The following is a 13,969-nucleotide window of genomic DNA, read 5'->3' as shown; positions in this document are numbered from 1 at the left end:
CTCATTATTCTTAAATAATCGTACGTCAATATTTCTTTTAATTATCAATTGGCGTACGATTAAAAAATAAAAATCCAATAAGGTTGTAATAATTAACAAAATAAATAGAGCTTATGTCAAATAAGAAAAATTAGGAATTTAACTATATCATCATCAATCTAGTATTTAAAAAAAATGAAAGAGAAAAGCATCATAGTATATGTTCTGATTATTCTTCTATTCCTATCTGATTGTGGAAACGGATCACAGAAAAAGACTTCAGAAGCAAATTTTCCTGATACTAAAGAAATTCAATGGTCAAGGGATGATTTAATTCTTGTGGATGTAACCAAGAAATATCCTTTGAAGAAATTTAGATTACAAGACATTGCCGATGTGGAATATATACCTTTGGAAACGAATAAAAGTTTTTTATGTGACGGTTACCCCATGTATGTAGATGGTGAGAAAATCATTTATTGTATGAAAAAAGAAGCGACTATCCTCCTTTTTGACAGACAGGGCAAGGCCGTTAAAAAAATAAACCGTCAAGGCCAAAGCGGAGAGGAATATAGCATGGCTTCAGGAGCGACATTCGATAAAGCACGCGGAGAGCTCTATATCAATGACATGCAAAAAAAGAAAATATTCGTATACGATCAGGAAGGCCAATATAAGAGGAGTTTCTTCCATTCAAAAGGAAGACAATACGTGAACATGTCAAACTTTGATGCGGAACATCTAATCTGCTATGCCACCTTTCACAGTACGGGAAATCCTTATATCATTATTTCGAAACAGGATGGCCATGTGGTGAAAGATTTCAAACTCCCTTATGAGAAAAGGCTGGATTTGAAGTTTATCGAACAATTAGAAAACGGAATGTCTTTGTTTATTTCTACCGGAAGTTTTCCAATTGTAAAGAAAGGAAAAGACATTCTTCTGAATGAGATATCCTCGGATAGTGTTTATAAGATCAATCCGGACTTTAGTCTTACGCCGTTGATGGTGAAAAAACCTTCTGTCCAACAATTGGATCCGCCTATCTTCGTTTTCGCCGGAGTCCGGTCGGACAGATATCAATTCTTCCATACGGTTAAAAAAGAATATGACAAGGCCACTCAAATCGGTTATCCGGATGTTCAACTAATGTATGATAAGCAAACTCAAGAAATGTGTGCGTATGATGTATACAACGAGGATTGCCCCAATACTAAATCGCTGTTCTTTAGAGCGAATGAATGTGAAATCATTTCGGAAGATGATATGGATATCTTCTTCCTCAGGCCTTCAATACTGCTGGAAGCAAATAGCAAAGGAGAACTAAAAGGACAGTTGAAAGAAATAGTTGCCACCTTAAAGGAAGACGACAATCCGATACTGATGTTAATCAAATTTAAAGAATAAGAAAATGGATACGGATCTGTTAATGGAAAGAACTCCGTCTGTCCAATCTATGCATCCGGAAGTGTTTCTTTGTTTTAGGCTAATTTTAGAAGCTCACCAGATTAGAGAGGATTACAGGAAAGAGAAGTTAAAAGACAGATTAAAAGAAATTGCCGCGACTTTGGAAGAAGATTCAAATCCGGTCATAATGCTGATAAAGCATAAAAAATAAAACAACTGCAAGTGGATATGCATCAAATGAAAATTTTAAATAGTAATTATACACAATGAATATAAAATTTTTACTTCCCATCTTGTTTGCATTTTATTTGATAGGGTGTCGTCAAAAGGATCATGACTATTCGAATTTTAATTTAAGTTTTGAAAAGATTCAGAATGGAATGCCCCAAAACTGGGAAGTATATCCTTCACAACAAAACTATTCAATTTATTTAGACTCCATAATTGTTAAATCCGGGAAGTACGCAATTGCTATAGAGTCAACGGGGGACTCAATAACGGATCATGCGATAACTTTTAATTTTCCAAATAAGTATGAGGGTAAAAAAATTACTTTATCCGGATACATCAAAAGTGAAAATGTTGACGGGTATGCTGGATTGCTAATGGCTGTAGGAGCAGATAAAGAAATTCACATACCAAATAAGAATGGAGTTGTCGGAACTACTGATTGGAATAAATACGAATTAACATTAGACTTGGTCCATCCCTTAATACAAAATATTATTATAGGTGGGTTTCTAGAGGGAAAAGGCAAAATATGGCTTGATGATCTTAAAGTAACTATTGATGGACAGAATATAGAAAAAATACAATCATATAAACCTAAACCTTTTCCGGCAAAAGGTGACAAGGAATTTGATAAAGGTTCAAATATAATTTTTCCTACACTTAGTGAACAGAAAATAGAAGATCTGGAATTATTAGGAAGGATATGGGGGTTTTTGAAATATCATCATCCAATAATTGCAAATGGCGATTATAATATAGATTATGAGCTGTTTAGGATATTACCCTCTTATCTGAACTCTAATGACAATAAACAACGAGATAAAATATTATTGAAGTGGATAAATAAATATGGTAGAATACAAAAAAGTAATATTTGCAGGTCAATACATGATACTGCTTTTGTTAAACCGAATTTGACGTGGATTGAACGAAGTAATATCAACCTAAAGTTAAAGAAAACATTAATAAAAATATATTTGAATAGAAATCAAGGATATCATTATTATATTGAATTAATGCCAGGTGTTGGAAATCCATATTTTTCAAATGAGAGAACATATGAAGCTATGGATTATCCTGATGCCGGCTTTCGATTGTTGGCATTGTTCCGATATTGGAATATAATATATTACTTTTTTCCGTATAAACATTTAATAGATAAGGATTGGAATGTCATATTTAAAGAATATATTCCACTTTTTATTAAGGCAAAAAATCGATTAGAGTATGAATTGGCTGCCAGTCAACTTATTGGGGAGATTTGTGATTCACATGCTATTTTATTGGATGGTTGGATAAAAGTAGATTCACTAAGGGGGAAAGGACAAACGCCAATTGTAGCTCAATTTATCGAGAATAGACTGGTTGTAACAGACTATTATTTTTTTTATGATGAAAAAGTAAAAAGTGCCGCATTACATAAAGGAGATATTATTACTCATATTGATGGAAAACCTGTTGAGTTAATTGTTGATAGTGTTAAAAAATATTATTCAGCATCCAATAACGTGGCAAAAATGAGAGACATTGCCAGAGATATACTACGTTCCAACAAACCTTATATTCGTATAAATTATATTTCATCTGGTAAGATAAAACAAAAAGAAGTAATTGTTGGAAGAAGGGATCGATGGATCTATTATAGAAATAAGGGAAAAGACAATGATATTACTCCATGTTATAAGTTTATATGTAAAGACATCGGTTATATTACGTTAAAAAACATAAAATCTAAAGAGATCTCTGTTATAATGCAGAAATTCATTAATACAAAAGGAATTATTATTGACATTCGAAATTATCCGCATTCTTTCGTTCCTTTTTTGTTAGGCTCTTATTTTGTGTCTGATACGACCCCTTTTGTGAAATTTACAATATCAAATCCGGAGAATCCTGGAGAGTTTAATTATACTCCTGTGCTTGTAATACCTAAACCGGAAAGATTCTATCAAGGGAGATTATTGGTTTTAGTCAATGAAGAAACGCATAGTCAAGCAGAATACACAGCAATGGCGTTTCGGGCAGGAGACAATACAACGATTGTTGGAAGCCAAACAAGTGGAGCTGATGGAAATGTTTCTAAAATTGTTCTTCCGGGTGGATTATATACCAGAATTTCAGGAATTGGCGTTTATTATCCGGATGGAAGTGAAACTCAACGTTTCGGTATAGTACCGGATATAAAAATAGAGCCTACGATAAAAGGCATCAGGGAAGGGCGTGATGAACTTTTGGAAAAGGCTATTGAGATAATAAAACAGAAAAGATAAGTTGTTTGCCCTGCTTTTTGCTCTTCTCAGCCCTTTTTGCCCTTTTCCACGAGAGGATAAACCGGAACTCTAACTTCAGTGTAAATGAGCTGGATGAACATCCAATTAGTAATGGGCGTGCTACTTTTTGTTGCCGACCTTATTCTTATTTCCGCCGGGAGGATTTCTTTTCGACTACGACATCCAGTTTGCCAAGGTAGACTCCCTTGGCGCCGGTTTGGAGGACGAGAACTTTTTTGCCGTCCGCATTCAGACGTTCGTCCGCCTGCTTCAGGAAGGTATGGGAGTGGCCTCCGATAATGAAATCGATAAAACGGGTTTGTTGGGCCAAAGTGGTATCCTGGTCATAGCCGATATGGGACAGGCAAATCACAAGGTCGCATTTTTTCTTTTTCTTCAATTCTTCGGCAGTACGGTTGACCGATTCGGTAATCGGATGGAAAACCATACCCTCGCACTTACTCTGCTGGATCAAGCCCTCAGGGTCGATACCGACTCCCAGGACGCCGATCTTCAATCCGAAACGCTTGAGAATCACATACGGCTTCACAAGGCCTTTCAGTACCGTCTTCGAGAAATCGTAATTACAACAGACGACGGGAAAATCCATCCGTTCCAACATCATCCGGAGCGTGTCCAATCCGAAATCAAATTCGTGGTTTCCGATAGTGCCCACATCGTATTTCATGCGGTTCATGGCTTCGGCCTCCACTCTTCCCTTAAAGAAATTATAGTAAGGAGTGCCCTGCACGACATCCCCGGCATCGAAAAGCAGTACATTCTCATTGCTACGGCGGATCGAATCGATCAAAGCCAGGCGGTTGACAACGCCCCCCTTCCCCGGGTCGTAAGCGTCATTCATCGGAAGAGGTTCAATCCGACTATGGGTATCATTGGTATGAAGGATCACCAGCTTCTTTTGCGCGCCCATCGCCAGGGAAAGGCCGGCAAAGAGGAAAAGGAATAAAAGTCGTTTCGTTTTCATTTCATTCATAAAATATTCATTCGACAATAATCCGGCCGTCCAACCGGGAAGTTATCTGTTTTCCCTCTCCGGTCAGATTCGTTATATATTCCAAGATATAATCCCGTAAAGTCAGCCCGGTAGCATTGATTGAGACCGCCCTTTTGAAAGCGTCCATATGGTCGTTTCCTTCGGAGAGATAGTCCAGCGTCACGACGCGGTAAATCCGGTCCGGATCGACCGCCTGTCCGTTGACTTTGGCATCCGAAAGTTGCTTATCTTTGATGATAAGCCGGACATTTCCGGAAATGCCGGCTCCTCCGATCTGTGCGTAAGCCCGGAAAATATCCAACAGGTCGTTCCCCTTCAGGTTTACGATAACCAACGAATTATCAAAAGGATAAATATTATAGATCGCCCCTACCGTAATATCCCCCTTGGCAAGCGGGGCGCGATGCCCATGTACATTCATGACGGCTAAATCCGGCTTCTCCGCTTTCGCAGAGTCCCGGTAAACCTGCATCATGGCATCGGAAGTGAAATTAGTCAGCAGACTTTCCGGGCGCTCATACATCATCTCTTGGGCAGAATAACCGATCACTTTATCCATTTCAGCCTCCATCACCCGTTTGTGCCGGTCTACATAAGCCGACAGGCTACTGTCGGGATGGGAAGCCGCTATCACCGGAATCCGTTCCCAGGAAGCGGAAGTCACCGCATAACGCGGCCCAGTCGTACAAGATGCTGCCAAAAAAAGGACGCCACTAAAGAAAATTATCGTTTTTTTCATCTTGAAATGTTTTGACCCTGTAAAGGTAATGGATTCCCCAATAAGGTAATGGAAATAAATCAGGATTCTATCATTCCGGGACATAGATTATTTCCCCGTTCTCCCGTTCGTAAGCAATGCCGACTTTACGCCCCTTGGCACCGGAAGCTTGCTCTTTAGATGGAGTATAAAGATTAATTTTATCGATCATTTTAACATTTTAGTCTATGAAAAAAGGCCCTACTCCGATTCTTTTTGTATACGGGAGATACAGGAATTAGTTTTGCTGCCATAAGTAAAGCTAAAAGAATATGAAACAATATCGATGCAAATACATTTTCCTTCTCCTTTCACTAGCAAGCTGCCTCAGTTTGCAAGCAGAGGAATCCGCCGGGAAATGGACACTCAAAAAATGTCTGGATTACGCATTGGAAAACAATATTCAGGTAAAGAAAAGCAAAATTACACAGCTTTCCGGCAATGAGGATTATTTGCAAAGCAAGGCAGAGCTTTTCCCATCCTTGTCTGCAGGAATATCCCAAGGGGCTGTTTTCTACCCTTCCGACGGGGCCACTTCCAATAAAAGTTATACCGGGAACTACAGCCTGACAGCCAACTGGACGTTGTTTGACGGAGGAAGCCGGCGGACAGCCATCAAACAGAGTGAGATACAAAACGAAATCAACCGTTTGGGAGTAGCTCAGGATGAAAACGACATTCGGATCTCCATCATCCAAACCTATATGCAGGTGCTCTACGCCTACGAGTCGGTCCGCATCAATGAAAATACGGTGGAGGTCTCCAAAGCCCAACGCGACCGCGGAGAGCAATTGCTGGCGGCAGGCTCCATTTCGAAAGCAGACCTTGCCCAGTTGGAGAGCCAATACAGTACGGACAAACACCAGTTGGTCGTTTCACAAACCAGCTTGGAAAATTACAAATTGCAGCTGAAACAACTCTTGGAACTGAATATCACCGAAGAGATCCGGCTGGATATCCCGGAATTGGGCGATGCCGATGTGATGGTTCCGCTACCGGAAAAAGAAGTGATCTATACGACAGCGCTGGCCGTCATGCCGGAGATAGAAAGCAGCCGGTTGAATCTGGATAAAGCGCAGCTGGATATCAGGAAGGCAAAGGCCGCTTATCTTCCTTCCCTTTCTTTGAATGCCGGTGTAGGCACAGGGCATCTTTCCGGTACGGATTATTCTTTCGGAACACAGATGTGGGATCGCTTCAACCAGAGCATCGGGTTAACTGTCAGTATCCCAATCTTCACTAACCGAAGCAACAAAACGGCCTTAAACAAGGCAAAGCTTGCTGTAATCAGCCAGGAACTGGAACAAACGGATACCGAAAAGCAACTGCTCAAGACGGTCGAGGGCATTTACCTGGATGCGACCTCTTCGCAGCATCAATATCTGTCATCCAAAGAACAGACCCAATCACTTGAAACCTCCTATGAATTGATAGAAGAACAATTCAACCTGGGAATGAAAAATACACTGGAGCTTTTAACGGAAAAGAATAATCTGAAAAATGCACAACAGGAAGTCTTACAAAGTAAATATATGTCGATCATGAGTATTCTGTTATTGGATCTGTATCAAAACAAGCCGATTCAACCGGAATTCTAAGAAATAAAAGAAGAATCTATGAACAAGAAGAAAATCATCCTTGGAGCTATCTGCATTCTCCTGATCGCAGGAGGAATCTATCTATTCAGAAAAAAAACGAGCGGCGGGAAAATGCGGCTGGAGATGGTTACCGTCACACGTAGTTCCATCTCCAATGTGGTGACGGCGACCGGTACGGTCGAACCGGTAGTCTTAGTAGAAGTCGGTACACAAGTTTCGGGTATTATCGACAAGATCTATGTCGACTATAACGACCAGGTTAAGAAGGGTGAAATAATCGCCGAGATGGATAAAGTGACTCTTCAATCTGAGTTGGCTTCGCAACAGGCGACGCTGGCCGTAAGAAAAACAGAGTATGATTACCAGCAGCGGAATTATGCGCGTAGTAAAACCTTGCATGAGAAAAGCCTGATTAGCGATAGCGAATATGAAACGGCAACCTATAATTACGAAACATCCAAAAACAACTACGAAAGCACTAAGGCAACCTTAGAGAAAGCAACGAGGAATTTAGGATATGCCACAATTACGAGTCCTATCGACGGAGTGGTCATTAGCCGCGCCGTAGAAGAAGGACAAACCGTAGCCTCCGGCTTCAGCACACCGACCTTATTTACCATAGCCAACGACCTGACGCAAATGCGCGTGATTGCCAATGTCGATGAAGCTGATATAGGAGGAGTGGAGGTAGGACAAAAAGTAACATTCAACGTAGATGCCTATCCGAATGATACCTTTGAAGGTAAAGTGACCCAAGTACGTCTGGAAGCGACGACGGAGTCCAATGTCGTAACCTATGAAGTTGTCATCAGTGCCTATAACCCGGACTTAAAACTAAAACCGGGGTTAACGGCAAATGTGACGATTTATACCCTCGAGCGTAATAACGTATTGACCGTTCCGATAAAATCCTTACGTTTTGTTCCGGACGAAAAGATATTAGCCTCTATTGGATTGACGGTAAAAGATGCGACAATAGTAGCTCCTTCAGGCAAGAAGATTGTTTGGCAAAGAGAGGATAATGTATTAGTTCCCAGAACAATTACGACAGGAACAACTAGCGGAAGCATTATCGAAGTGGAAGAAGGATTGAAAGAAGGGGAGGAAATTGTAGAGAGCCTTGCCTCCTCCTCTACTCCGGTAACGTCAACAATAGAACGGAGTCCGTTTGCTCCGAGCCCTCCGGGTGGAAATAAGAATAATTCTAAAAAATAAGGACAAGGTAACAACTGACGTAAAATGAGCAAGATAGTTATAGAACTGAAAGACATAAAGCGTGATTTCCATGTAGGAGGAGAAATAGTACATGCTCTCCGGGGAGTTTCGTTTGCCATAACAGAAGGAGAATTTGTGACGATTATGGGTGCCTCCGGTTCAGGAAAAAGTACGTTGCTAAATACTTTAGGTTGTTTAGATACACCGACTTCGGGTGAGTATTATTTAGACGGGGTGGAAGTACGATCGATGGGAAAGAATGCCCGGGCTACCTTGCGTAACCGGAAAATCGGCTTTGTTTTTCAAAGTTATAATTTATTACCCAAAACGACAGCAGTCGAAAATGTAGAGTTACCGCTATTATATAATCCGGCATACTCAGCCGCTACTCGCCGGCAAAAGGCGATAGCTGCTTTGAAGGCCGTCGGACTAGGAGACCGGTTGAATCACAAAAGCAACCAGATGAGCGGCGGACAAATGCAGCGGGTGGCTATTGCTCGTGCTTTGGTGAATGATCCAGCCGTTATTCTGGCGGATGAAGCGACCGGAAACCTGGATACGCGCACATCTTTTGAGATCCTGGTTCTTTTTCAGCGCCTGCATATGGAAGGACGTACGATTATTTTTGTGACGCATAATGCGGATTTAGCCCGATATAGTAGCCGGAATATATTATTGAGGGACGGACATCTCATCAGTGATACGTTTAACGAACAAATTCTTTCGGCGGCTGAGACATTAAAGAAAATACCGGTCGAAGAGGATTAAAAAACAAACAAAAGAATGAACGTAACCAACCTATTCAGAATAGCCCTCCGGGCATTAGCCAACAATAAGATGAGAGGGTTCCTTACGATGCTGGGAGTCATTATCGGAGTCGCTTCCGTAATCACCATGCTGGCTATCGGGCAAGGTTCGAAGAAAAGTATCCAGTCCCAGATAAGCGAAATGGGATCAAATATTATTTCTATCCAACCGGGAGCAGATATGCGCGGAGGCGTCAGGCAGGATGCATCGGCGATGGAAACATTAAAACTAACGGACTATGAATCCATCCGGGAGGAAGCACGCTATATTACTTTTATTTCACCGACCGTCAACAGTAGCGGACAGTTTATCTATGGAAGCAACAATACCCCCAGTACCATTTACGGCGTAGGTATAGAGTACGCGGATATTCGCAAATATACGGTCGCCGACGGTTCTATGTTCACCGAGCAGGATATCCTGACGAGTGCAAAAGTATGTCTGATCGGACAAACAGTAGCCGACAACCTTTTCACAAACGGAGAGAACCCGGTCGGGAAAATCATTCGTTTCAAATCGATTCCTCTTAAAATTATCGGTCTCCTGACTCCCAAGGGATATAATAGTATGGGAATGGATCAGGATAATCTGGTGTTGGCGCCCTATACGACGGTTCAAAAACGTATCCTGGCGATTACCCACCTGCATGGAATTACCTGTTCGGCGCTAAAAGAAGAATATACCAATGAAGCAATAGAAGAAATAACAGAAATACTCCGTCGCAACCACAAACTGCAACCGACTGCTGCTGATGATTTTACAATTCGTTCGACGCAGGAGTTAAGTACAATGCTGACTTCGACGTCCGACTTGATGACGGTTCTTTTGTCGGCTGTGGCGGGTATTTCTTTATTGGTAGGAGGAATCGGCATTATGAATATCATGTATGTCAGTGTGACGGAACGAACTCGCGAAATCGGACTGCGGATGAGTATCGGAGCAAGAGGCGTGGACATATTGGCCCAGTTTCTGATCGAAGCCATCTTAATCAGCGTAACCGGAGGCATCATCGGGGTATTCGCAGGGGTCATTGCCTCATTGTTGGTAAACTTGATTGCTCATTATCCGATTTTCATTCAGCCTTGGAGTGTCTTGCTCTCTTTCCTTGTCTGTACGATAACAGGCATCTTTTTCGGATGGTATCCGGCCAAGAAAGCTGCCCAATTAGACCCGATCGACGCAATACGATATGAATAATAAAAAGATATCCGGTAAAATATTTTAATATTTGATTGCTTCCTGTTATGTTTGTAAAAATAGAATTTAAAAATACGATCTCTATGGATAAGACAAAAACGTTATCCGGCCTGATACATATCATTGCATGGGGAATTGTATTGGGTATTCCGTTCTTCTTTACCGGACGGGAAATGCAAATCGTAACATGGGAAAGTTATATTCGTTTTCTTATCGTACCTGTTTCTTTCATGTTGGTGTTTTATATAAATTACTTTTATCTGGTAAAGAAGTTTTTATTCACCCAACAACAGATTTCCTTTCTTTTAAGTAATCTTATATTGATTGCGGTGGTGATGGTAAGTGTCCACCTTTTAATGCAAATGCTGCCTCACCCCCCTTATTTTAACGAAAGACATCCTTCGCGACCGCATGATTTATCGGATGTTATCCGCTTTTTTTCGGCTAACGCATTGCTGTATGCACTGGTGGCCGGCCTTAGCGTAGCCATACGGATGACCGGAAGTTGGTATGATGCCGAAGCTTCCCGGAAAGAACTGGAACGGAACCGTACACAAGCGGAATTGCAGAATTTAAAAAGTCAGTTGAATCCGCATTTCTTGTTTAACACATTAAATAATATATACAGCTTGATTGCCTTTAGCCCGGAAAAGGCTCAGGAAGCGGTACACGACTTAAGTCGCTTGTTGCGCTATGTCTTATACGACAGTAGCCAGCCGACCGTTTTATTGTCCAAAGAAGTGAATTTCCTACAGGACTATATCGAGCTAATGCGTATTCGCCTCCCGGAACCGGTTCAGGTAGAAACGGATTTCCGGATATCCTCCCCAAGTATCCAGGTGCCTCCTCTGCTTTTTATTTCGCTCATTGAGAATGCATTCAAGCATGGAGTAAGTCCCAGTAGGCCCTCTTTCGTACGAATCCATCTCACCCAGGAAGATAGGCAAATCTCCTGTTCTATTACGAACAGCTATTTCCCTAAAAACGAAGCGGATAAAAGCGGTTCAGGAATCGGGTTGCAGAATCTTCATAAACGATTAACTTTGTTGCATCCGAATCAGTTTTCATTAATTTGCAAACAGGAAGGAGATATCTTCCGAAGTGAATTAAATTTGACACTTCCTGAGAGATAACTTTAAATGATGTATTATGATTTTATCTTGTGCCATTATTGATGATGAACCATTAGCTGTCAGCTTGTTGGAAAGCTATGTAAACAAAACGCCCTTTCTTCGTTTGGAAGGGAAGTACAACAGTGCAATCAATGCGCTGTCGGTATTAAACCGACAGCCGGTCGACCTGCTTTTTCTGGATATCCAAATGCCGGAACTAAACGGGATGGAGTTTTCACGTATGATCGGCAGTGAGACGCGCATCATCTTTACTACCGCTTTTGAACAGTATGCCTTAGATAGTTATAAAGCAAATGCTCTGGATTATTTATTGAAACCAATCAGTTACCCGGACTTTCTAAAATCAGCGCAGAAAGCACTGCAATGGTATGACTTATTACGTAGGCCCTCCGCAGAAAAAGAGGTAGCCTCTTCGGCAGCAAGCAGTGAAGCGGAGCGGATTTTTATTAAGACGGAACATCGTCTCGTTCAGATTCCTCTCCAAAAGATTCTCTATATTGAAGGACTCAAAGACTATGTCAAGATCCATATAGAAGACGAACCTCGCTCCATCCTTTCGTTAATGAGCATGAAAAGCATGGAAGAGATATTGCCTGAAGAGCGTTTTGTCCGGGTGCACCGATCCTTTATCGTACAATTAGAGAAAATAAGAGTCATCGAGCGTAATCGGATTGTTTTCGGCAAAGAATATATTCCCATCTCCGACAGTTACAAAAACAAATTTCAGGAACTCCTTGTCCGCCATACCATCTACCCCAAAGAGAAAGAGAAATAAATTTTCATATATACATATAAAACAGCAAAGGCGATACTCTTTTCAGAATATCGCCCAATGCGAATAATAGTTAAAAAGTGGAGCGTATCGGACTCGAACCGATCACCTTAACACTGCCAGTGTTACGCTCTAGCCAGATGAGCTAACGCCCCGAACTGATGCGAGCAACAAGCCTTTTGCCAATTGCGGCGTAAAGATAGTATTTTTTTTAAATATCTTCCCCTCAGTAATGGCATTGTGGCTAAAAAATATAGGTTACACCTAAAAATAGCGATGGACATGTTGGCGTCCCTCCTCCGGGAAGTAACCGAACGCCCAAAATGATAGTTATGAATGACCGTAGTCATAACTGTGAACGAGCGCATTCATAGTTATGATCGGAGAGATTCATAACTATAAATGCTTAGAGGCAGTATAACCCGTAAATTTATCCGAAGAAATGCTCTCTTTATTTCTTGAAGAGAATCGTGGCTAACTGACTTTTAATAGCTCCAACATTTCCCGGTCCAAAAGATATCCTTTATAATTCTCGTACTTTACATCTTTGCGTCCACTATTCAACACGCCGAAATCACCATGCAAATTCCATAGCGCCCATCCCCAGTCTTGTTCCTTAAACAAGCTGAAAACATCTTTCAACCATGCCATAGCAACCGGATGAGGCGTTTTGTTATAACAGCCCATTTCTCCGATATGTACCCTTCCTCCTTGTTCAATCCAGGATTTCCAAGGAGCAACAGATGTTTCATATACCGCATCCCTGTCCAAAAGTTTTCCATCCAGTGTGAGGGGCCATGACAACTCCTTTTCCGGGAAATCCATCAGGACTTTCATTCCCGGCCATGGAGCCCTGAAATGAGAGATAAGCATGGGAGCATAACCTCTGCCGCTTTGTATAATATTAGGAACATCCGTCAAAGTCATTAGAGGTTGTGTTCCTACATCTTTCCCATCAACAATAATTAAGCGGCCCGAATCTACCTCGCGAATTGTAAAAATCAATTGCCTGGCTACTTTATCATATTTTTCCGTTTCGATTGAAGGCGCTTCATTAATCAAATTAAAACTAAGCTGTGAACTTGGGATTCCTTTATATCGCTCGGCAAATAATTTCCAATGGAAACAACAAGCCTTCAACGGCTCTTCATCTTCAAATAAATTGGTAGGTAATGGTTGGGCATTATTAATACAATAACCAGGTACCCGATGAAAGTTCAAATTGACATGCAAACCATATTGCTTTCCTAAATCTACTGCCTTATCTATCTCCTTCAATACTTTTTCATCCACTTTATACCAGTCATCCTCACTACTCCAGCACCAATAAGACAGAGGCAGCCTTACGAAGTTAAATCCCCATCCGGCTATCAGCTCAAAGTCTTTTTCGCTAAATGCAGTCTGATGACCCGGGTTAAATTTGTCCAACAGATTGAATCCCTTCCATAAAGGATGATCTATTCCGCTCTTATTTCTCTTGGGGAGAGCAAAAGAAGAAGCAGTCAATTTACTACGACCCGTTCCCGCCAAAGCAATCGCGGAAGCGGCTCCAAGGGTCCTGATAAAATCACGTCTTTCCATATAGTCT

General features: G+C 41.3%; 11 protein-coding genes, 1 tRNA gene and 2 pseudogenes. 9 read left to right on the top strand and 5 right to left on the bottom strand.

Annotated features, from left to right (window positions below; genetic code table 11):
* Positions 1-174 precede the first annotated feature (174 nt).
* The 3 genes and pseudogenes from BQ8014_RS03010 (at position 175) to BQ8014_RS03005 (ending at position 3,887) form a co-directional block, all read left to right on the top strand.
* Positions 175-1,386, top strand: coding sequence for a 6-bladed beta-propeller (locus BQ8014_RS03010; protein ID WP_080903067.1), 1,212 nt, complete (start codon positions 175-177; stop codon positions 1,384-1,386).
* An 85-nt stretch (positions 1,387-1,471) separates the two neighbouring features.
* Positions 1,472-1,597: pseudogene (locus tag BQ8014_RS19625) on the top strand (6-bladed beta-propeller); the annotation flags it as partial.
* Between the two features lie 55 nt (positions 1,598-1,652).
* On the top strand, positions 1,653-3,887 hold the full coding sequence (locus BQ8014_RS03005; protein WP_080903066.1) for a S41 family peptidase: 2,235 nt from the start codon (positions 1,653-1,655) through the stop codon (positions 3,885-3,887).
* A 145-nt stretch (positions 3,888-4,032) separates the two neighbouring features.
* Here the strand turns inward: BQ8014_RS03005 and BQ8014_RS03000 are convergent, their stop codons facing one another.
* The 3 genes and pseudogenes from BQ8014_RS03000 to BQ8014_RS18940 all read right to left on the bottom strand — a co-directional run.
* On the bottom strand, positions 4,033-4,872 hold the full coding sequence (locus BQ8014_RS03000) for a bifunctional metallophosphatase/5'-nucleotidase (RefSeq protein ID WP_080905781.1): 840 nt from the start codon (positions 4,870-4,872) through the stop codon (positions 4,033-4,035).
* Between the two features lie 16 nt (positions 4,873-4,888).
* On the bottom strand, positions 4,889-5,641 hold the full coding sequence (locus BQ8014_RS02995; RefSeq protein ID WP_160150019.1) for a 5'-nucleotidase C-terminal domain-containing protein: 753 nt from the start codon (positions 5,639-5,641) through the stop codon (positions 4,889-4,891).
* 70 nt (positions 5,642-5,711) lie between these two features.
* Positions 5,712-5,822, bottom strand: a pseudogene (locus BQ8014_RS18940) (DUF2149 domain-containing protein); the annotation flags it as partial.
* A 109-nt stretch (positions 5,823-5,931) separates the two neighbouring features.
* Here BQ8014_RS18940 and BQ8014_RS02990 point away from each other — a divergent pair.
* The 6 genes from BQ8014_RS02990 (at position 5,932) to BQ8014_RS02965 (ending at position 12,384) form a co-directional block, all read left to right on the top strand.
* Complete coding sequence (locus tag BQ8014_RS02990) at positions 5,932-7,257, top strand: TolC family protein (RefSeq protein WP_080903064.1); 1,326 nt, start codon at positions 5,932-5,934, stop codon at positions 7,255-7,257.
* An 18-nt stretch (positions 7,258-7,275) separates the two neighbouring features.
* Complete coding sequence (locus tag BQ8014_RS02985) at positions 7,276-8,472, top strand: efflux RND transporter periplasmic adaptor subunit (protein ID WP_080903063.1); 1,197 nt, start codon at positions 7,276-7,278, stop codon at positions 8,470-8,472.
* 24 nt (positions 8,473-8,496) lie between these two features.
* Positions 8,497-9,240 (top strand): ABC transporter ATP-binding protein, encoded by a 744-nt coding sequence (locus BQ8014_RS02980; protein ID WP_080903062.1) that lies wholly within the window; start codon positions 8,497-8,499, stop codon positions 9,238-9,240.
* Positions 9,241-9,255: 15 nt separating this feature from the next.
* Positions 9,256-10,476 (top strand): ABC transporter permease, encoded by a 1,221-nt coding sequence (locus tag BQ8014_RS02975; protein WP_080903061.1) that lies wholly within the window; start codon positions 9,256-9,258, stop codon positions 10,474-10,476.
* An 83-nt stretch (positions 10,477-10,559) separates the two neighbouring features.
* Positions 10,560-11,609 carry a sensor histidine kinase gene (locus tag BQ8014_RS02970; RefSeq protein ID WP_080905780.1) on the top strand — a complete coding sequence of 350 codons (1,050 nt, stop codon included), beginning with the start codon at positions 10,560-10,562 and terminating at the stop codon, positions 11,607-11,609.
* Positions 11,610-11,625: 16 nt separating this feature from the next.
* The gene (locus tag BQ8014_RS02965) at positions 11,626-12,384 is read left to right on the top strand and encodes a LytR/AlgR family response regulator transcription factor (RefSeq protein ID WP_080903060.1); all 759 of its coding nucleotides are present in this window, start codon (positions 11,626-11,628) and stop codon (positions 12,382-12,384) included.
* 78 nt (positions 12,385-12,462) lie between these two features.
* Here the strand turns inward: BQ8014_RS02965 and BQ8014_RS02960 are convergent.
* Positions 12,463-12,536, bottom strand: a tRNA-Ala gene (locus BQ8014_RS02960).
* A gap of 319 nt (positions 12,537-12,855) precedes the next feature.
* Positions 12,856-13,962, bottom strand: a complete 1,107-nt coding sequence (locus BQ8014_RS02955; RefSeq protein ID WP_080905779.1) for a glycoside hydrolase family 5 protein — start codon at positions 13,960-13,962, stop codon at positions 12,856-12,858.
* Positions 13,963-13,969 lie beyond the last annotated feature (7 nt).

The organism is Parabacteroides sp. Marseille-P3160 (assembly GCF_900162725.1).
GTDB lineage: Bacteria > Bacteroidota > Bacteroidia > Bacteroidales > Tannerellaceae > Marseille-P3160.
The sequence above is the reverse complement of the archived record's forward strand: the minus strand, read 5'-3'. Positions and strand labels throughout refer to the sequence as shown.